At 42.8% G+C, this 18,643-nt stretch carries 21 protein-coding genes and 1 tRNA gene; 11 read left to right on the plus strand and 11 right to left on the minus strand.

Going from position 1 to position 18,643, the window contains the following annotated elements:
• Positions 1-3: 3 nt before the first annotated feature.
• Together glyQ and JMX91_RS05670 are read right to left on the minus strand one after the other, a co-directional pair.
• Positions 4-1,005 (minus strand): glycine--tRNA ligase subunit alpha, encoded by a 1,002-nt coding sequence (glyQ, locus tag JMX91_RS05665; RefSeq protein WP_227679301.1) that lies wholly within the window; start codon positions 1,003-1,005, stop codon positions 4-6.
• A 460-nt stretch (positions 1,006-1,465) separates the two neighbouring features.
• Positions 1,466-1,678, minus strand: a complete 213-nt coding sequence (locus JMX91_RS05670) for a PspC domain-containing protein (protein WP_201548071.1) — start codon at positions 1,676-1,678, stop codon at positions 1,466-1,468.
• 743 nt (positions 1,679-2,421) lie between these two features.
• Here JMX91_RS05670 and nadR point away from each other — a divergent pair.
• The 3 genes from nadR (at position 2,422) to JMX91_RS05685 (ending at position 4,995) form a co-directional block, all read left to right on the plus strand.
• The gene (nadR, locus tag JMX91_RS05675; protein ID WP_201548072.1) at positions 2,422-3,480 is read left to right on the plus strand and encodes a multifunctional transcriptional regulator/nicotinamide-nucleotide adenylyltransferase/ribosylnicotinamide kinase NadR; all 1,059 of its coding nucleotides are present in this window, start codon (positions 2,422-2,424) and stop codon (positions 3,478-3,480) included.
• A 127-nt stretch (positions 3,481-3,607) separates the two neighbouring features.
• Positions 3,608-4,339: a nicotinamide riboside transporter PnuC gene (gene pnuC / locus JMX91_RS05680; RefSeq protein WP_201548073.1), complete on the plus strand. Its 732-nt coding sequence runs from the start codon at positions 3,608-3,610 to the stop codon at positions 4,337-4,339.
• Between the two features lie 221 nt (positions 4,340-4,560).
• On the plus strand, positions 4,561-4,995 hold the full coding sequence (locus tag JMX91_RS05685; protein ID WP_102091859.1) for a DUF962 domain-containing protein: 435 nt from the start codon (positions 4,561-4,563) through the stop codon (positions 4,993-4,995).
• 184 nt (positions 4,996-5,179) lie between these two features.
• Here JMX91_RS05685 and JMX91_RS05690 read toward each other — a convergent pair whose 3' ends face one another.
• From JMX91_RS05690 to JMX91_RS05700, 3 genes are all read right to left on the minus strand, one after another.
• Positions 5,180-5,791, minus strand: coding sequence for a nitroreductase family protein (locus JMX91_RS05690; RefSeq protein WP_057761493.1), 612 nt, complete (start codon positions 5,789-5,791; stop codon positions 5,180-5,182).
• A gap of 87 nt (positions 5,792-5,878) precedes the next feature.
• Positions 5,879-6,592, minus strand: a complete 714-nt coding sequence (locus tag JMX91_RS05695) for a pirin family protein (protein ID WP_201548074.1) — start codon at positions 6,590-6,592, stop codon at positions 5,879-5,881.
• Between the two features lie 346 nt (positions 6,593-6,938).
• The gene (locus tag JMX91_RS05700; RefSeq protein ID WP_057761496.1) at positions 6,939-7,319 is read right to left on the minus strand and encodes a DoxX family protein; all 381 of its coding nucleotides are present in this window, start codon (positions 7,317-7,319) and stop codon (positions 6,939-6,941) included.
• Positions 7,320-7,456: 137 nt separating this feature from the next.
• Here JMX91_RS05700 and JMX91_RS05705 point away from each other — a divergent pair, with 137 nt between their 5' ends.
• Positions 7,457-8,362 (plus strand): LysR family transcriptional regulator, encoded by a 906-nt coding sequence (locus JMX91_RS05705; protein WP_201548075.1) that lies wholly within the window; start codon positions 7,457-7,459, stop codon positions 8,360-8,362.
• 27 nt (positions 8,363-8,389) lie between these two features.
• Here JMX91_RS05705 and JMX91_RS05710 read toward each other — a convergent pair whose 3' ends face one another.
• Together JMX91_RS05710 and JMX91_RS05715 are read right to left on the minus strand one after the other, a co-directional pair.
• Positions 8,390-9,793 carry a Na+/H+ antiporter NhaC family protein gene (locus tag JMX91_RS05710; protein ID WP_201548076.1) on the minus strand — a complete coding sequence of 468 codons (1,404 nt, stop codon included), beginning with the start codon at positions 9,791-9,793 and terminating at the stop codon, positions 8,390-8,392.
• A gap of 208 nt (positions 9,794-10,001) precedes the next feature.
• Positions 10,002-10,076 (minus strand) — tRNA-Gly (locus JMX91_RS05715).
• 529 nt (positions 10,077-10,605) lie between these two features.
• Between JMX91_RS05715 and JMX91_RS05720 the strand changes: the two genes are divergently transcribed.
• The 4 genes from JMX91_RS05720 (at position 10,606) to JMX91_RS05735 (ending at position 13,018) form a co-directional block, all read left to right on the plus strand.
• Complete coding sequence (locus tag JMX91_RS05720; RefSeq protein ID WP_057761502.1) at positions 10,606-11,418, plus strand: M48 family metallopeptidase; 813 nt, start codon at positions 10,606-10,608, stop codon at positions 11,416-11,418.
• A 284-nt stretch (positions 11,419-11,702) separates the two neighbouring features.
• Positions 11,703-12,023, plus strand: coding sequence for a BolA family protein (locus JMX91_RS05725; RefSeq protein WP_057761504.1), 321 nt, complete (start codon positions 11,703-11,705; stop codon positions 12,021-12,023).
• Positions 12,024-12,097: 74 nt separating this feature from the next.
• Positions 12,098-12,457, plus strand: a complete 360-nt coding sequence (locus tag JMX91_RS05730; RefSeq protein ID WP_102094089.1) for a SirB2 family protein — start codon at positions 12,098-12,100, stop codon at positions 12,455-12,457.
• Between the two features lie 165 nt (positions 12,458-12,622).
• A complete protein-coding gene (locus tag JMX91_RS05735; RefSeq protein WP_057761508.1) occupies positions 12,623-13,018 on the plus strand; it encodes a hypothetical protein in 396 nt (131 codons plus the stop codon).
• Positions 13,019-13,208: 190 nt separating this feature from the next.
• Here the strand turns inward: JMX91_RS05735 and trxC are convergent, their stop codons facing one another.
• The 4 genes from trxC to JMX91_RS05755 all read right to left on the minus strand — a co-directional run bounded on the left by trxC (position 13,209) and on the right by JMX91_RS05755 (position 15,661).
• The gene (trxC, locus tag JMX91_RS05740) at positions 13,209-13,646 is read right to left on the minus strand and encodes a thioredoxin TrxC (protein WP_201548077.1); all 438 of its coding nucleotides are present in this window, start codon (positions 13,644-13,646) and stop codon (positions 13,209-13,211) included.
• Positions 13,647-13,794: 148 nt separating this feature from the next.
• Positions 13,795-14,415 carry a class I SAM-dependent methyltransferase gene (locus JMX91_RS05745; protein WP_201548078.1) on the minus strand — a complete coding sequence of 207 codons (621 nt, stop codon included), beginning with the start codon at positions 14,413-14,415 and terminating at the stop codon, positions 13,795-13,797.
• Between the two features lie 75 nt (positions 14,416-14,490).
• Positions 14,491-14,679 carry a DUF2892 domain-containing protein gene (locus JMX91_RS05750; protein ID WP_201548079.1) on the minus strand — a complete coding sequence of 63 codons (189 nt, stop codon included), beginning with the start codon at positions 14,677-14,679 and terminating at the stop codon, positions 14,491-14,493.
• 115 nt (positions 14,680-14,794) lie between these two features.
• Positions 14,795-15,661 carry an MBL fold metallo-hydrolase gene (locus JMX91_RS05755; RefSeq protein WP_201548080.1) on the minus strand — a complete coding sequence of 289 codons (867 nt, stop codon included), beginning with the start codon at positions 15,659-15,661 and terminating at the stop codon, positions 14,795-14,797.
• 330 nt (positions 15,662-15,991) lie between these two features.
• Here JMX91_RS05755 and JMX91_RS05760 point away from each other — a divergent pair, with 330 nt between their 5' ends.
• The 3 genes from JMX91_RS05760 (at position 15,992) to JMX91_RS05770 (ending at position 18,640) form a co-directional block, all read left to right on the plus strand.
• The gene (locus JMX91_RS05760) at positions 15,992-16,327 is read left to right on the plus strand and encodes an ArsR/SmtB family transcription factor (RefSeq protein WP_265089171.1); all 336 of its coding nucleotides are present in this window, start codon (positions 15,992-15,994) and stop codon (positions 16,325-16,327) included.
• Positions 16,328-16,373: 46 nt separating this feature from the next.
• Complete coding sequence (locus JMX91_RS05765) at positions 16,374-18,077, plus strand: SulP family inorganic anion transporter (protein ID WP_201548081.1); 1,704 nt, start codon at positions 16,374-16,376, stop codon at positions 18,075-18,077.
• A gap of 236 nt (positions 18,078-18,313) precedes the next feature.
• Entirely contained in the window at positions 18,314-18,640 is a 327-nt protein-coding gene (locus tag JMX91_RS05770) for a beta-lactamase hydrolase domain-containing protein (protein WP_057761519.1), read from the plus strand.
• Positions 18,641-18,643: the final 3 nt, after the last annotated feature.

Genomic DNA, 18,643 nt, shown 5'->3' on the forward strand with positions numbered 1-18,643 from the left:
CTCCTATTTATCGTTAGTAGATTGGTTAGTGTCAGTATTTTCTTTTGCTACGCCATCTGCTGCTAAGGTGTCTGCTGCCACGTCTTCTTTTGGTAAATACTTATCAAGTGCGGCTTGGCGATGTTCTTCATCAGCCAATGGGAAGCCTAACTTGGCACGAGCTTCTACATAACCAAAGGCAACCTTACGAGCAAGCGTACGCACACGTAGGATAAAACGCTGACGCTCAGTCACTGAAATAGCGCCACGTGCATCAAGCAAGTTAAACGCATGAGATGCTTTTAATACCATCTCATAAGCTGGCAATGGCAATCCTGCATCGACCAATTTGTCTGCTTGTTGCTCATAAAAATCAAACATCTCGCCCATCATTGGCACATCAGCGTGCTCAAAGTTGTAGGTAGACTGCTCGACTTCGTTTTGATGAAAAACATCGCCATACGTGACACGGCCAAACTCACCGTCTGCCCAGACCAAATCATAAACGCTATCAACGCCTTGTACATACATGGCCAAACGCTCAAGCCCGTAAGTGATTTCGCCAGTGACTGGGAAGCACTCGATACCGCCGACTTGCTGGAAGTACGTGAACTGCGTGACTTCCATACCGTTTAACCAAATCTCCCAACCAAGTCCCCACGCACCAAGCGTTGGCGATTCCCAGTTGTCTTCTACAAAACGCACATCATGCACCAATGGATCAATACCGATGGCTCGTAGTGAGTCCAAATACAACTCTTGGATGTTCGGTGGATTCGGCTTTAGCACGACTTGGAACTGATAATAATGTTGCAGGCGGTTCGGGTTATCACCATAGCGCCCGTCAGTAGGACGACGTGATGGCTGTACATACGCTGCATTCCAACGCTCAGGACCTAACGAGCGCAAAAACGTCGCGGTATGAAAAGTACCTGCACCGACTTCCATGTCGTAGGGCTGCAATACAACGCAGCCTTTATCGGCCCAATAATTTTGCAAAGTTAAGATTAAATCTTGAAAAGTCATCGGTTGAGAGTCTTTATCTTGTGTCATCGGGGTTATCGCTTGGGATGTCATAGTTTCGGTTTTCATAGTAAAGCCATTGTGAAATGAGTATTATTAAATAAATCTCTGATAGCGCACGCGCGACCTATTCGGCAACGACTCTATCTGCCTGCTCACCTTACTAAAAATTGACTATTTTATCCATATTTACATCAACTAAATTTGCATAGTGGGCACAAAACCTCGGTTGTATAGCGTATTTTCAGGCAAATCATCATGGAAGTCGCACTAATACAATAAATAAAAAAATACCCAAATGCGCTAGCATTCGGGCAGGAGGAAAATTGTATCTTGGGCATCCTGATTAATCAGGCTTTTTATTTTTTGGAGGTCTACTGTTTTTAGCAACTACGTCTAACTTAAACTTGACTCTTTAACTGGTTCAAAAAACCTAATTTTAAAGATAACCATCAGGCTCCTATTATTGATAAGACTGACTATTAGCTCTTGGCATGATTATCCATAGGATGATATAAATCAAAATGCCTGGTACTGCTGCGCTTAACGATGAGATAATGACAAATAATACTCTCACCCATGTTGGCGACCAACCAGCATATTCTGCAATGCCACCCATCACACCTGCTATCATGCGATTGTTTGGTGAGCGATGTAATTTTGCTAACTTAGCCAAATCAAATACCTCTCTATTTTCTATTCTTGTTTATTTTTTATTCTATTTTTCTGATTGTCTTACGTATTTAGCCAAAACATTATCTTGCTTTGCTAACTTACGAACCAGTATATCAATAATTCAGGATTTATCTGTTGAAGGTATAGCAGTACTTTGTGAGTTTATGCTACTCAAGCTTACCCTAATCTGTCATAGCACCATGCAAGCCCCTGATTTTAAATAGTTATTTCAAAATGTTTCAAAAACACCTTTGTTGCTATAACCTTGCAATTTAGCTTCACGTATCTCGTTATTTTTAATTTAATCAAAGAGATAAGCTCGCTTTATAACGCTAAAATCGAGTCAAACTTTTAATAGTCTGAATAATATTTTAGCTAACCAACTTTGCTCAGTGAAAAAATCCTCAATTAAAAAACGTGCGATTTCGTGTACGTACGATATACCTTATTTTTACAATAACCCACCTGCAAATCATCTAAAACCTTTATACCATGCTGAGAAGCAACTCAGATTTCAGACGTTCTATGATGAAAACTAGGATACTGCTCAACTGTTAGATAAAAGTACCTTTACGAAGAATATTAGAAGTAAAGAATATGGTTGGTTTACGATTCTTAATAGGTGTCTACTTTGGATCTTGATAGATGTCTAGTTTGGATCATTTAACTTAGACAGCATCGACCGTATTTTTTGGAATAGACATGGAACACTGAGAGTAAAATAAAAAAATAATAAGGATAACTATGTACGACACTGGATTGATGATTGGACATTTCGAGCCGCTGCATTTAGGACAGATGCGCAGCATATTGGATGCAGCAGGACAAGCCAAAACCTTGCATATCGTCATTATGGCGCATCCATCGCCGCATCCAGATTTTGCCATTACCTTACAAGACAAAGCGCGCTGGCTACAGATGGCTTGTGCCGATTTACCATTTATTCATATTCATACGACTCATGAGATAGAGCTACCGCTGCACGAACATCTGTATAGCACTAGCGATGATGTCAGTATCGATGTCGCTGCTAGTAATGCCAAATTGCAACGTTTGATGGACGCCTTATCACTATCAACAGAGACTGTATTGTTTATGGCGGAAAACCATCCGCTCACTCGCAATGACATACAAGAGCAGCTGCTTTTGCCAGTCGTTACTACGCCGCTACAGCCGGAATTTGACTCTTATGCGATTGCGCGTGATCCCGTTGCCCATTGGTCAGCACTTCATCCGCAAGCACGCGCCGACTATACCAAGACTGTCGCTATCGTCGGCGGTGAAAGCTCAGGTAAGACAACGCTAGTCCATAAGCTTGCCAACTATTATGGTGCCAGCTTTGCCCTAGAGATGGGACGTCTGTATGTCGGTACAGATTTGGGTGGTAGCGAGGTTGGGCTGCAATATAGTGATTATGGTCCTATTTGTCTCGACCATGCTGAGGCAATCCGAGAAGCTAAAGCCAATGCAACTGCCCCTATCACCATCGTTGATACTGACTTTGTCACTACGCAAGCATTTTGTGAAGAATACGAGGGTCGCACGCATCCTTTTGTAGCTGCTTGCATTGATGAGTTTCGTTTAGACCACACCATTATGCTAGATAACAATACGCCATGGATTGATGATGGTATGCGATCTTTGGGTACGCCTGAAGCGCGTGGACGCTTTGAGCAGCGTTTGATCGATATTTTTGCGCGTCACGATATTGCACCGCATATGATTGATCAGCCCGACTATGACGCTCGCTATCAACAAGCACTACTATTGATTGATCAATATATCTATGGCAAAAAATCATAAACTGTACTTAGCATATTTATAATAATTTATTCAATTAGCACATGTTATTTAACTAGCACACTTTATTTAACTAATACATGACAGTTAGCACTATATTGATATCAGTATTTACTTTAGGGGAAAAGCGATGCGTATTCAGCTATTGGACAACATCACCGGAAAATGGGCGATGCAATGGATTATCATTTGGTTTATTTGCGGTGTTATTGCCTTATCCGCAGGTTTTTGGCTCACGACAGACCATACCACGCTTGATTGGTTTTACTTGGCGGTCTCGTTCATTGGTTTGGTTTGCGTGGTCTCGTTATCATTCCGCAAAAACGTCATGGGCAATGGCTTTGGTATGGGGGCAACGGCTGGCGAAGTCATCGTACAGGCAACGTCTGGCGCAGTTGGTTTGATGCTTGCTCCATTATTTAACTTTTTTACCCATGTTTACGGTATTTTTTATTGGTCGAAGCACACCGATCCTGATGGCGACATGATACCCAAGTCAGCAAGTAAAGCTGTTTGGTTGGTTACCGCTACCTTCATCATCGTTGGACTTGCACTGTTCCCTACGGTAAATGATTTATTAGCGAGCTACGGCTATGCGGTCGTACAGGATGATAGTAGTCTGTTTTTGGGATTTATCTCTTTCTTTTGGATTAACGTCATTGCCTTTGTGCTGTCCATCACCGCTCAGGCAGCTATGATTTTGCGTTATTCATTTAACTGGTGGTTATGGACTATCGTCAACTTTGTCTGGCTCATCGTGAATCTGATGTCTGGCAACTATATCTTTGCTATTCAGACTATGGTGTATCAAGTAAACGCCTTTATCGGCCTGTATGAATGGCATCGCAGCGAGCAGGGATAATGCGTCTCTTATAGAAAAACCCCTTGGGAATTTGAATAAAATCTTGCTGATATAGCATCAATAGCACGATTGAACTTGACTGTGCCGTCTATCAGATAACATGGTAGACAGGCGCAATTAGTGCTACAACTGATATTAACAATTGTCTTCGCATTGAGTTTAGTAGCGAGTCCATTAGCGAGTATGAGTTACTTATCTTATTTACTAACAGGGAGGTTAGTATGTCTCGTCAACCAAAAATGTCCAAACGTACGCTAGAGCAATGGCTTAGTGAGTACTCTGTCAGTCACCAAAACTTGGTCAATAAAAAAATCCATTGGTTATGTGTGCCAACCATCTTTGTCAGTCTGCTAGGTATGGGCATGTCGCTATCCGTGTGGTTTACCTTGGTACTAAGCGCATTAGTATTATTGTTTTATATGCGTTTATCTACGCCACTGTTTTTAGCGATGGGGATGTTTATTCTTATCTGTCTATCAGTGATGGCAGCGATGCCATGGGGCTTTAAAGCATGGGCAGCGGTATTTGTCGTTGCATGGATTGGCCAGTTCATAGGACATAAAATCGAAGGCAAAAAACCTTCTTTCTTTAAAGATTTACAGTTTTTATTAATCGGTCCAGCATGGGTGGCTAATAGTTTGATGCAACGCAAATAGTCGTTGGTCTCTACGTAATTTTGTAGAGATTTAACGTAGCTGTATGCTATTGATAACATCTACAACCTTTACCCTTAACAAAATAATGTCACTAACAAAAAACGCCACCCAGAGATTACTGAGTGGCGCTTTCTGTTTTACATAAGCTTTCAGGACTATATAAAATAGAATAAACTAGCTTACCTTAAGCACCAAACACTTTCATACGCTCTTCGACTGGCTTAAATGCTTTTTCGCCCGCTGGCTGCTCAATTGTTCCAAATACCAATTGTGCATTTAGCGTCCAGTCTTTGTCGATATCCCAAGCACTAGCTACTTTTTGATCGATTACTGGATTGTAGTGCTGTAAGTTTGCGCCAACATCGATACTGGCTAGTGCCGTCCAGATAACATACTGATGCATGGCGCTGGTTTGACTTGCCCAGATTGGGAAGTTGTCAGCATATAGTGGCGCTGCTTCTTGCATGCCTCTGACGACTGCTTGATCTTCAAAGAACAGCACCGTACCAGCACCATTACGGAAACCATTGACACGCTCTTTGGTCGATTTGAACTTCTCTTCATCACCAACGATTTCGCGTAACGTATCTTCGGTCATATCCCACAATTTACGATGGTCATCGCCGAACAATACAACGATACGTGTCGATTGCGAGTTAAACGACGATGGCGTGTGCAAAATAGCATGTTCAACTATTTTCACGATTTCGTCGTTAGCTACTGGTAGCTGGTTGCTTAGCGCATAGATAGAACGACGTTTCTCTGCAAGCTGCTGTAATGTTGTTAAATCTGACATAGTGTTTCTCCATATTGTTAGTAAAATAGTTGTTAATAAAAATAATTTGTAGCGTTAATGGTTATTGATAAAGATCTTTGTTCTTGACTACATAAATAGTGGCACTTCCATCACTAGCACACGGCTAGCTACTGTTGCGTCCATCGTAAAGCTCTGAGTATCCCAAATGCCAAGGCCGTCACGAGTAGACAGGATTTGGCCATTTATCACTGCTTTACCGCTGAGCACAAATACGTAGACACCGTTGTTGGGATTATTTAACTGATAAGTTTGCGATATACCTTCGTCAAAACTACCCATGCTAAACCAAGCATCTTGATGAATCCAAACCCCTGCATCATCGGCATTAGGTGATAGCACTTGGCTAAACTCGTTAGGTCGCATGATATCGCCCATATGCACTTGCTGATAACGCGGTGCGACATCCATTTTGTTTGGCATCACCCAAATCTGCAGAAACCTCACAGCCTCTGCATCGTCACCATTCATTTCACTATGGGTAATGCCTGTACCCGCTGACATTACTTGAATTTCACCAGTTTCTATGACGCCCTCGTTGCCGATACTGTCGCCGTGAGCGAGTTTGCCGGATAGAGGAATACTGATAATTTCCATGTTACGGTGCGAGTGATTGCCAAACCCCTGACCGCCAATGACAAAATCATCATTAATAACGCGTAAAGCACCAAACCCCATACGCTCCCGGTTATGATAGTTAGCAAAGCTAAAGCTATGACGACTTTTGAGCCAGCCATGATTGGCGTCACCACGGGAGGCTGAGGCATGATAGATCGTTTTCATGGTATATCCTTAGCTATCAACAGATTAATCCTCTATACACTTATTATCGATTAATCTATTTAAACAATGGGCTTATTATAATTATTAATTCTACATAGATAAACAACACTAAATGCAATTAACTATTCTGTTTAGTAGAACAATCAGAGCAGTTTTAACGTAATATAGATTTTTTACATATATTAGCACAGCTAACTTTATATAAATTAATTTAAGTTATGCTTATATAAAAAACTGTCTGCTGTTGAAATTTTCTGTGAAAATGTTCATGACGCTCTTTATTTTAAACTCCCCCTTTATGATTGTTCTTCGTAAGCTTGTAAGAGGTAGCTCAACTACTGCCTGCTTATCGCTTATTGTCTATTGAGTAAGCACCCGCACCATGAGCAAAAATCATCAAAAACCCACCTGCGATCGAAATATTTTTCATAAATGAGATCATCTGTGATTCGTCAGTCCAGAACTGATGAAAAATAATAGCTGACACGATGCTAAACCCGGCAAACAAGAAAGCGATTGGACGAGCTTTATAACCTAGCAAGATAGCGATACCACCTAGTACCTCAAACGCGATTACCAATGGTAGTAACATACCAGGCACACCTACTGACTCCATATAGCCTTGAGTAGTCGCATAATCTGTGATTTTACCAATGCCTGCAAAGATGAAAATGATTGATAATAATAGACGACCGAGCGGTGCGCTAAATTGCTGTAATTTGTCCATAATAATGCTCCAAAAGTGTGCTTAATCATGTCTCTAAGTAGAGAATAGCGCGATTATAGGCGTTGACTAGCATAGGATAAACAGCAATAATCACAAATGTAAGTTCTTGGGGTAAGAACAATCATGAGGCATCGATAATGGGACAACTAGAAGATATGGCAATGTTTGTACGCATTGTCGAAGCAGGTAGCATTACCAAAGCGGCTGAGCAGTTGAATATCGCAAAGTCAGCCGTGAGTCGTCGTCTCAAAGAATTAGAAGCACGCCTAGGCAGTCAATTGATCAGCCGTACCACTCGCCACTCTAAATTGACCCAAGCAGGTGAGCAGTATTATCAGCAGGTAAATCATATCTTGCGAGCAGTCGATGCGGTCAATGAAAACACTAGTGAAGCTCCCATGCGTGTCGAGGGAACGCTCAAAATGACGGCACCATTATCGTTTGGGGTCAGGCATCTGAATGATGTGATTGATGAGTATGCCAATCAGCACCCCAATCTGAGATTCGATCTGGATTTTTCTGATCGGCGTATCGACTTGATTGAAGAAGGTTATGAGTTGGCAATTCGCATTGGCGATCTGCGCGACTCTAGCTATCAGGCAAAACAGTTGGCATTGATACGCTGTGTGATTTGTGCCAGTCCTGACTATCTGGCAAGGATGGGTGTACCCGAAACCCTAGATGATTTAGACAATCATGAACTGTTGCAATATAGTCTTGGTCAAACGAGCAGTATAGAGCTGGTGGACGCTGAGGGCAAAAAACATTACCGTACTATCGATGCCACAATAAAAGCCACTAATGGCGAGTTCTTGGTTGATTTGGCGGTAAAGGGACACGGCATTACCTTCGTGCCCACGTTTATTGCCTACAATGAACTGGCACGAGGTGAACTTGTACCTGTCTTCCAGCAGTACCAGTTGCCTGTATTAAAAGCATATGCCGTTTATCCAAAGAATCGTTTTTTATCGCAGCGTTGTCGTTATTTGATTGACCTTATTGCAGAGCGATTTGGCGATCATCCTTATTGGGATAAGTATTGATAGCACTATTAAATAGAACCGTAAGGGTTACGCATCGGCACTCTTCCCCTCTTTCACCCGACTAATCGTCAGCCCCGTGAACCCGAATAGCAGCGTCAATAGCAGTGACAAATAACAGAAGAATGCATAAGGCAAGTAATCTAATACTGGCACCCCTAACGCCTGACTGATAAACACCCCGCACACACTCCAAGGCACTAATGGATTAATCACCGTTCCCGCATCCTCAATCGTCCGCGACAGATTCTTCGGATGTAGATGTAAGCGCTCAAATGTCGAACGAAAGGCCGTACCAGACAATAAGATGCTCAAGTACTGCTCACCGATCAGCACGTTAATGCTTAGTGCCGACATCGCTGCCGCAAAGATAGCTCGTCCTGATGTCGTCAATGTATCCTTAATACCAGATAGCAGTGCTGGCAGAATCCCTAATGCCGTTAATAGACCACCTAAGCTTAATGCCAGTATCACAATCGCCTGAGTGAAAAACATACTCTGTACACCGCCACGCGACAGCATACCACCTACTTCCCCTAGCTCTAATGACTCAGCAGGAGCATAGCCTGCAAACAAGTAACCACCCAATTGACCAAAGCTTGGTGAGCTATGTACATAAGTAATGATTAATGCCACTGCTATAGTACAGATAATCGTATAAATCGCATTAACCCGAAACAGTGCTAGCCCAACCAATACCACAAACGGCAGTACCGAATACCCATGTACCAAACCACTGTCTATCAGCTGACCTTGCAATATCGTCACTTGACTTAGATCAGCGCTAGTCGTCTGTCCTGAGAACATCCAAAACAAGATAACTGTCAGTATCCACGCAGGGACTGTCGTATACATCATATTGCGAATATGCTCAAACAGATCAATACCAACGACAGAGGACGCAATCGTACAGGTATCCGACAAGGGTGACATCTTATCACCAAAGAATGCACCTGATACCACTGCCCCTGCCGCTATCGCCACATTGGCATCAAAGGCATTGCTCATACCAATAAAGGCTACGCCAAGCGTTGCTGCAGTCGTCAAACTACTACCCAAAGCAATACCGATAATAGAGGTGAGGATAAAGGCAGAGATATAATAGTACTCAGGTGAGATCAGCTGAAAGCCTACATACATTAAAGTAGGAATAGCACCTGACATCATCAGAGCGGCAACCATCAGTCCAATAAAGAAGAACAAATAGATGGCACCAATACCACGCATGACGCCTGAGGCCATTTGTGCTTGCATGTCATCAAAGCTAAGTCCTTTGTACATACCGATAGCCAGTAGCACACAGATAGCTAGAATAAGAGACAGGTGCGGCACCCAGCCAAAGCCAATCATGGTGATGCCCATGATACCGATGACGATGGCGGATATGATAAAGGCGAGCTTGGCACTGATTAAGGTGAGGGGTTTTGGTGGCATTGGATACCCTTATGTTGCTATAGGTTTAGTTTGCTCAGGTATTAGGGTACACGTCTATTCTTCAATACTGATAATCTCTATCCTACCTACAGTTAGCTTTAATTTTTGCTTTCTATGTTTTCGCTATTAGTGGACTTAGGACAGATTTTACACATAAAAAAAAGCCTCACTGTGAAGTGAGGCTTTTTGCGCTTTTTCAAGCCATATTTGGAGCGGGAAAAGAGATTCGAACTCTCGACCCCAACCTTGGCAAGGTTATGCTCTACCACTGAGCTATTCCCGCTTAGTATCAATCCGTAGCGTTGTTAACAACTACTCCGTCTCGATAGGCTGGCTATTTTAGCAAATATTCTGTGGGTGTCAACACCTTTTTTAAAATTTATCCCTAATATTTTTAGCTAAATGTCCTTTTTTTAGAGTAAATTAATATAAGCAATTGATTTAAAAACAGGAATTAATTTTGATAATATAAAAAATATCTCACATTAATCATAGAACTTTAAGTCTGGGCTTCATTTCCTTTAGCTTTACAACAGTCATAAGACAATCGATAAAAGAAAAGTGCACTATTTTCACTCTAATAAAAAGATATCGTACTTACAATCATACGCTTTATTGTTACTTTTCCTATCTTGGTTTTAGGTGGTTAACATTATTATACTTATGTCCAATGGCAGTTAAGGTAAACTTTTACTGTTTAAGCGGATGAATGAGCACTACTAAAAGATTAATAAACACGGCTCCCACCTCTGCTGCACTATTCTTTAACTTGTTTGACTTTATGTTTTTCCATCTTATAGAGAGGATATTTTATGAAGAAGTTATTAACCACGACAGTGATGGCCGCTTCGTTGTCAGCACTGACTTTAACTGGTTGTACCAGCACTACCAATTCTGGCGCAGTTGGTGTTGATCGTCAGCAGTTGCTATTAGTGTCTAGTGAGCAAGTATTGGCACTGTCTGCCCAAAGCTATGCCAAAACAATACAAGACGCAAAATCAAAAGGTGTGCTAGATACCAATACCGCTCAGCTAAACCGCTTAAAAAATATTGCGAACCGTTTGGTTGGTCAAGTTGGCGTCTACCGCGCAGATGCAGCCAAATGGCAATGGGAAGTACACACCATCAAGTCTAACGATTTGAATGCCTTTGTGGTGCCGGGTGGTAAGATTATGTTTTATTCAGGCATCATCGATCGTCTGAACCTCACTGATGATGAGATTGCTGCCATTATGGGTCATGAAATATCTCATGCATTACGTGAGCATTCACGTGAGCGTCTATCACGCGAGTATGCAACCCAAACTGGTATCGGTCTGGCTGCTAGTATATTTGGCTTATCACAAGGACAGGCTGAGCTAGCAGGTACTGCGGGTAATTTAGGCTTGAGCCTACCCCACAGTCGCACTCAAGAAAGTGAAGCTGATCAGATTGGTCTTGAGCTGATGGCACGTGCAGGTTATAACCCTCAGGCGGCTGTTACCCTGTGGCAAAAAATGCAAAAAGCAAGCCAGGGTGAGCCACCACAATTCCTCAGCACTCACCCAACGAGCAGCAGCCGTATCGCAGAGTTACAGTCATTGATGCCAAAAGTTACGCCTCTATATCAACAGTCGCGCCGCTAATAAGTAGATAATTAGTTACTCCTACGCTTTAGCAGTGCATGTTTAGATATCATAGAAGCAAAGTACAGCCAAAGCGTTGTGCTTTGCTTTTTTAATTATAGCTATACATGACAGGTTTTATAATTGACAAGTATTGCAGTTGATAAGCATTGTAATGGGCAGGGTTTGCAATTGTTCGATTTGGCAATCGCACTCTATACCACTTACCGTGTCTGTTATAATGCCGATAAATATTATTTGCAGATTGCCCAATCAAATTGCGCAAAATACACTGAAGGATTGTTATGAGTACCACACCTACTGCCGACGCACTTCATACCGAATTACAAGCGCTTGCGCCGCAGCATATCGAACTGATCAATGAGTCGATGTCTCATGCTGGTTACTTTGAAGGTAAAGAAAGCCACTTTAAGCTCACTATCGTTAGCGATGCATTTGAAGGCAAACGACTGGTCGGGCGTCATCAGCTGATATACGGCTTAGTTACGCCTTTACTTACTTCACAAGGCGGCCAAGTACATGCCCTCGCTATCCATGCCTATACTCCGACAGAATGGCAAGGTCAAAGCCCTGCGAGTCCATTATGTGCTGGTCAAAACAAATAGCCGACTATGTTTGAATCGCAACTACATATTTTAGATTAGCCTATATACTGCAGTTTTAGAGGGAGCAATATTCAATGAAACACCTACATATGCTGATGGCAGCGCTGACTGTTGCGCTATTTTTATATCAAAGCTACTTAGTACTCAGCGCAGACCGCCGCGCACCACGTGTGGTCAAAATAGCCACGCATATTATCTATGCCCTGCTTATCCTGTCAGGTGCGATGATGCTAATGCAATTGATGGGTGCCAATGCTCCTGTACAGTGGGTGTTTGCCAAAATCATCTTACTTATCGCGGCTATTAGCTCAAGTATTAAAGCGTTTAAAGTTGATGCGACACCAGTGCAAAGAAAAACAGGTATTCTTATCGCTGCCGTTGCTTATATCGGGATCGTGATACTTGCCTTTGCTAAGCCCGCAAACTTATTTTAATAAGCGATTTGCTTTATTAATAAGCAACCATTTTAGAAAGCTGTCGATATTTTGATGATACGATGCGAAAATTTTTCATCATCGATGGATTTTCAATATCTTAATTGCGCTATTTTTGCTATCTTAAATAGATATAAATACAATCACTTAGCCACTGGAGCCATTATGAAAACGTTTACGACAGCGACACTACTAGCTGGCATTTTTGCGCTCTCAGGCTGTGCCTCTACTGGTAACATCACCCCGCAATATGTACCGCCAAGTACTTATCAAAACTACAATTGCCAAGCCCTTAGCCAAGAGTACACTCGCGTCAACCGCTATGTCGAAGCGGCTCGCAACGAGCAATCTACGCTATCGGCATCAGGCGTCGGTGTAGGCGTCTCTGCAGGACGCTGGGGTATCTCACCAAATATCAGCTTTGGTCTAGGCAAGAGCAACAATACCAAAGCACGCGACGCAAAATTATCACGTCTCTACGGTGAGCGTGATGCAATTGTCCAATCGGCTCGTATTCAACGTTGTAGCTTTGCCAATGGTATCAAGATTTATGGTGAATAAGCTTAAGCAAGTGCAAAGCTATCTAAACGACTAAGATAGTGCATGACACCGTAAAATAGTACATGACACAGCAAAAAAGCCAATATGCAGATCGCATATTGGCTTTTTTATAATAGCTACGGTTTTTTATAAGAAAACATAAGTATTTGGATAAATAGCTTAGATGATAAACAGTCTTATCTGGCTCATATTACGACTGTAAGCTTTGCACCCACTGGATGATTTGATGACTTGGTAGCGCACCTGATTGACGTGCGACTTCTTTACCATTTCTAAAAGCAACCATCGTTGGTAAGCTGCGAATATTATAAGGCGCGGCTGCCTGCTCGTATTTATCCGTTTGTACCTTAGCAAAGACTACTTGCGGTAATTGGTTAGCAGCGCTCTTGAACTCTGGCGCCATCATGACGCAAGGCTGACACCAGCTCGCCCAAAAATCTACGATAGTCAGTACATCGTTCTTTTGGATAACCTTATTGGCTGTTTGCGCATTTAGCTCATGCGGACTGGCAGTCAATAATGGCTGACCACATTTACCGCATTTTGGTGCAGCGCTTAATCGTGCAGCAGGTACACGGTTGGTTGCTTGGCAATGTGGGCATACTAGATGAAAATTTTGCTCACTCATTATTTAATTCCTATGCTAATTATTTTGTTATTTCAAATACTGTCCATGAACTCTTTTATCTAAAAGCTAGTTACGTTGCTTGCTGTAGTTATAGTCGTCGTCGCATTGATTGGTAAATAATTTTAGCATAGTTAATTGGGCTTATCCTTTATGCGATTTGCTGTGCCACACCGCTATACACATAACTCATCGGTCGTGGACCGGGCAAATACGCTTCGCTCAACTCGTCAATGACAAAACCACCTTCTCTAATAAGCGCCGGAATATCGCGATCTAAATGACACCCACCTGCTATAGGTTTCCAAATAGGCGTCAATCGATGCTGCCAACGCTCAACAGAAGAATCTGGTGCCAGTCCATGCTCACAAAATAGTAAGCGACCGCTAGGTTTTAGCACGCGCGCCATTTCTCGGAGTTCCGCTACTGGGTCATCAATACTGCACAAGGTAAAAGTCATTACAATCGTATCAAATTGATCCGTATCAGCATGGATACCTTGTACATCGACGGCTACCATTTCAACCGGAATGCCAATGCCAGCTGCACGCTCAAGAGCCAGCGACTGCATTTGAGCCGCTGGATCCACACCGATAATAGAAGAGACTTTGTCAGGATCATAAAACTGTAAATTCAGACCGCTACCAATGCCAATCTCCAATACGTTACCGCGTGCTTGCGGAACAATTTTGGAACGTGCTTTCATTACATTGCCCGTACTACAGGCAATATCTATCATTTTGGGCAGCACATACTGCTGATAAAGGTTCATATACCACTCACCACTATATTCAACGTTATCTTTAGTCTATTACTGATTGCACAAAAATACAGTAAATGAATACGCTTACGACTGACGCTTGCACGTATTGATACCGAGTATCGAATAAAGCGCGCATGAGCGGAATAAGCCAGTAAACAGAGGAATCAAGCCAACGATACCCCATAGGCTTTGATAATAAAAACCTAAGGCAATGATTATGAGACCAGCCACAACACGTAATGTTCTATCGGTACGACCTACATTAACTTTCATAATAAATTCCTTGAAATGATAAAAGCGATAATATTTGAGATCAAATCCTATCAAGTTAATGACTATTGACTCATAGTTGATTGATCATAATTTTGCCATTTCTGTAGCAGCTTGACTACAAAGCGTTAATAGGTACTTTCAAATAACGCGTACCATTATCTTCTGTTTCTGGAAAGCGTCCTGCATCGATATTGATTTGTACAGCAGGAATGATAAGGCGAGGCATATCTAAAGTCGCATCACGGCGCTCACGCATCTGTACAAACTCTGCTTCGTTTATACTGTCTTTGACATGGATATTTTCTAGTTTTTGTGCGGCTACTGTCGTCGTTGGGCAATGCTGACGACCTTTGCTCGGATAATCATGACACAGATACATGACCGTATCTTCAGGAAGTGCTAGCAGCTTTTGGATAGACTGATAGAGTGTTTTGGCGTCGCCGCCTGGGAAATCACAGCGTGCTGTACCCACATCAGGCGCAAACAACGTATCGCCGACGAATACCACTGTTTTTTCATCATCAGCGGCTAGATAGGCCATATCGGCACGCGTATGACCGGGTACATACATCGCAGTGATAGTAATGTTGCCAAGCTCTAAGGTCTCGCCTTCGTCTGTCAAAATATCAAACTGGCTGGCATCAGTGCGAAAACTGGTGTCAAAGTTAAAAATTTGCTTAAAGATTTTTTGTACTTCGGTGATATGCTGACCAATGACTAACTGTCCACCAAGGCTTTCTTTTACATGAATGGCCGCTGACAAATGATCTGCATGCGCATGGGTTTCAATAATGTACTTAAGCGTCCAATCTTGCTCACGTACAAACTCAATCACTTCATCGACACTGCTAGTATTGGTTCGGCCTGATTTAGCATCGAAGTTCAATACAGGATCGACAATGGCGCATAATTTTTGCTCAGTATCAGCAAGTACGTGGGTATAGGTTTCTGTATCGCTGTCTAAAAAAGAATGAACTTGCATGGCGGCCTCTTTGATTATTTATACATAAGTTATTTATACATATTTTGGACATAGGGATTTTTATCTTTAATTAACCCTTAAATATGATATTCAGTCGTATATAATGCGTTCCTACGACTTATCTGATGCCACCAATATAACAACCACCATACAATTTATCAATTTATATAATGTAATTAATGATAACTTGCTATGTAGCGTGATATCATTGATAATCAACTATATATTGTTCAAAACATCATGACATTTGTTACCATCTAATGTAAGGAATTTGTTCTGACTACTTCTATTTCAGCCGAAGGTACACCTACTCGCAGTACCACTGACGATGTGTCATCTGATACTGCAGATTTAGTACCTGCCGATCTTGCCAAGCAAATGCAGCAAGCATCGCTACAAGCCAGCCAACTATTAAAGTCGCTATCGCACCCCGATCGCCTACTTCTTCTCTGTCAATTGACCCAAGGTGAATATTGTGTCGGTGAGCTGGAGGATTTGGTCGGGGTTGGACAGCCGAGCTTATCGCAGCAATTGGGTATATTGCGTAAAGACGAGCTGGTCGCCACACGCCGCGAAGGTAAGCAAATTTACTATAGTATCGCAAGCGAGGATGCGCTAGCTGTACTCGATCTACTGTATCAACGTTTTTGTGCCAAAACAGAATAACGCCGCCCTCGCCTAATTATTTATACTATCTACTGTGGTGATTGATATGTCCTCTATCGTCGCTCGTCTGATTCCAGCTTGGCTGCGTCAATACCAGCTCTCAGCGTTGCCGACTGATCTCGTCGCAGGCATAGTGGTGGGCGTGTTGGTCATACCGCAGAGCTTAGGTTACGCAGTGCTTGCAGGACTGCCGCCTGTGTATGGCCTATATGCAGCGATCGTACCTGTCCTCGTTTATGCTTGGCTCGGCTCTAGCAACGTGCAAGCCGTAGGTCCCGTTGCCATTACCGCCATTATGACCGCCAGTGGTCTACTGCCTTATGCTGAGCAAGGTACTGAACAGTATGCACTGATGGCCAGCCTATTGGCACTGATGGTAGGTGCACTGCTATGGATAGCAGGACGGTTAAAACTTGGCTGGATCATGCAGTTTATCAGTCGCGGCGTGTCCGCAGGGTTTGTAAGCGGTGCAGCGGTACTTATATTTGTCAGTCAGCTCAAATATCTGACCGACATTCCAGTCACTGGCAATAGTTTGATTGGGTATCTATCTACTATGCAGCGCTATGCCAGCCAGCTGCATCCATTGACCTTAGCTATCGGTATTACCGCATTTACGCTATTGGTTGCTAATCGCTATGCAAGTGAGTGGATATGGCAGACGTGGCTATCATCGTCATATGCCAAATGGGCAGAGCGCTTATTTCCGCTTATTTTACTTGGCCTTGCTATCGTACTTAGTATGGCACTGCATTGGAGCACACATGGCGTGGCGACCATCGGTCGTATTCCACAAGGTCTACCAAGCTTTACGTTACCGCATATCTCAGACTTACAAGAAGCACTGAAACTATTGCCGACAGCAGGATTGATGGCATTAATCGTATTTGTGTCGAGCAGTTCAGTCGCTAGTACCTATGCTCGTTTGCGGGATGAGAGCTTTGATGCCAATCGCGAGCTGACTGGCCTTGGGCTGGCCAATCTGTCTGGTGGACTGTTCCAAAGTTTTGCGGTTGCAGGAGGTTTTTCGCGTACGGCTATCAATGCCGACTCAGGCGCTAAGACACCACTTGCAAGTCTCGTCACCGTATTGGTAATGATTGCCGCGCTCATAGCCTTTAGCAATGCGCTTGCTCCACTGCCCTATGCACTACTGGGCGCAACGATCATGGCCTCCATCATTGGCTTGATAGATATTGCGACGTTGAAATCTGCATGGCAGCGCGATCGCTTAGATGGTGCTAGCTTTTTGGCAGCGTTCGTCGGTGTGCTTATATTTGGACTAAACACAGGGCTGGTCATTGGTCTCATGGTGTCATTCGCCAGTCTTATCTGGCAATCAAGTAAGCCTCACGTGGCTATCGTTGGGCAGCTGGGCGGTACAGGACATTTTCGTAATATCAATCGCCATGACGTCGTAACTTTTAACAATTTATTGATGTTGCGTATCGATGAGAGTTTGTTCTTTGGTAATAGTGAATCTGTACATCGACGCATCCTCAATGCCATGCAGCAATATCCCGCTGCCAATGAAATTATATTGATTATGGCCGCCGTCAATCACATAGATCTGACCGCCCAAGAAATGCTTAGTACTTTAAATAAAGAGCTTGCGCTGCAAAACAAGCGCTTACACTTTAGCTTTATCAAAGGTCCTGTGATGGACATCATCGGTCACACCCCATTGATTAGCGAGCTATCAGGGCAAGTCTATCTGAGTACCTTAGATGCTGTCGATGCGTTAAAGTAATCTATATTTTGCTCATAACAAAGTCGCTGCTACATTAGTTTCACTCAATCTCAATTACTATTGTCGCCTACAACACAATATCGCTACGATAGCGCCTGTGTTATGCTAGACGCACTAAATAGGGAATCAATTAACCTATAAATCAGCCTAAAAAATGCTGTTTTATAGTCCTTTGATATTCTTAGCCCAACCCTCAATAATAAATATACTTTAACAAATATAACTGAACCTATTTTATGACCGATGATTTAACGATTTATAAGCAAATATATCCAAGCCAGTGCGTTAAAATTGCTGAACTTGGCTATCGCTCAGTGCTTAATATTCGCCCAGATGCCGAGATTGAGACACAGCCTAATAGCTGCGATTTGGCAACGGCTACTGAACAGGCAAACCTAGCGTATCAGCATCTGCCGTTTGATGATGAGCGCTTAAGTATGCTGACGGTTGAGCAGTTTGCCGATTTCTATCACTCAATGCCCAAACCTATATTAATGTTTTGCGGTACAGGGGCACGTGCCAAGCTACTGTACCAAAGCGCATTGATGCAAGGCCTGTTATAACAA

The sequence above is a fragment of the Psychrobacter sp. Pi2-1 genome (assembly GCF_904846645.1).
Taxonomy (GTDB): domain Bacteria; phylum Pseudomonadota; class Gammaproteobacteria; order Pseudomonadales; family Moraxellaceae; genus Psychrobacter.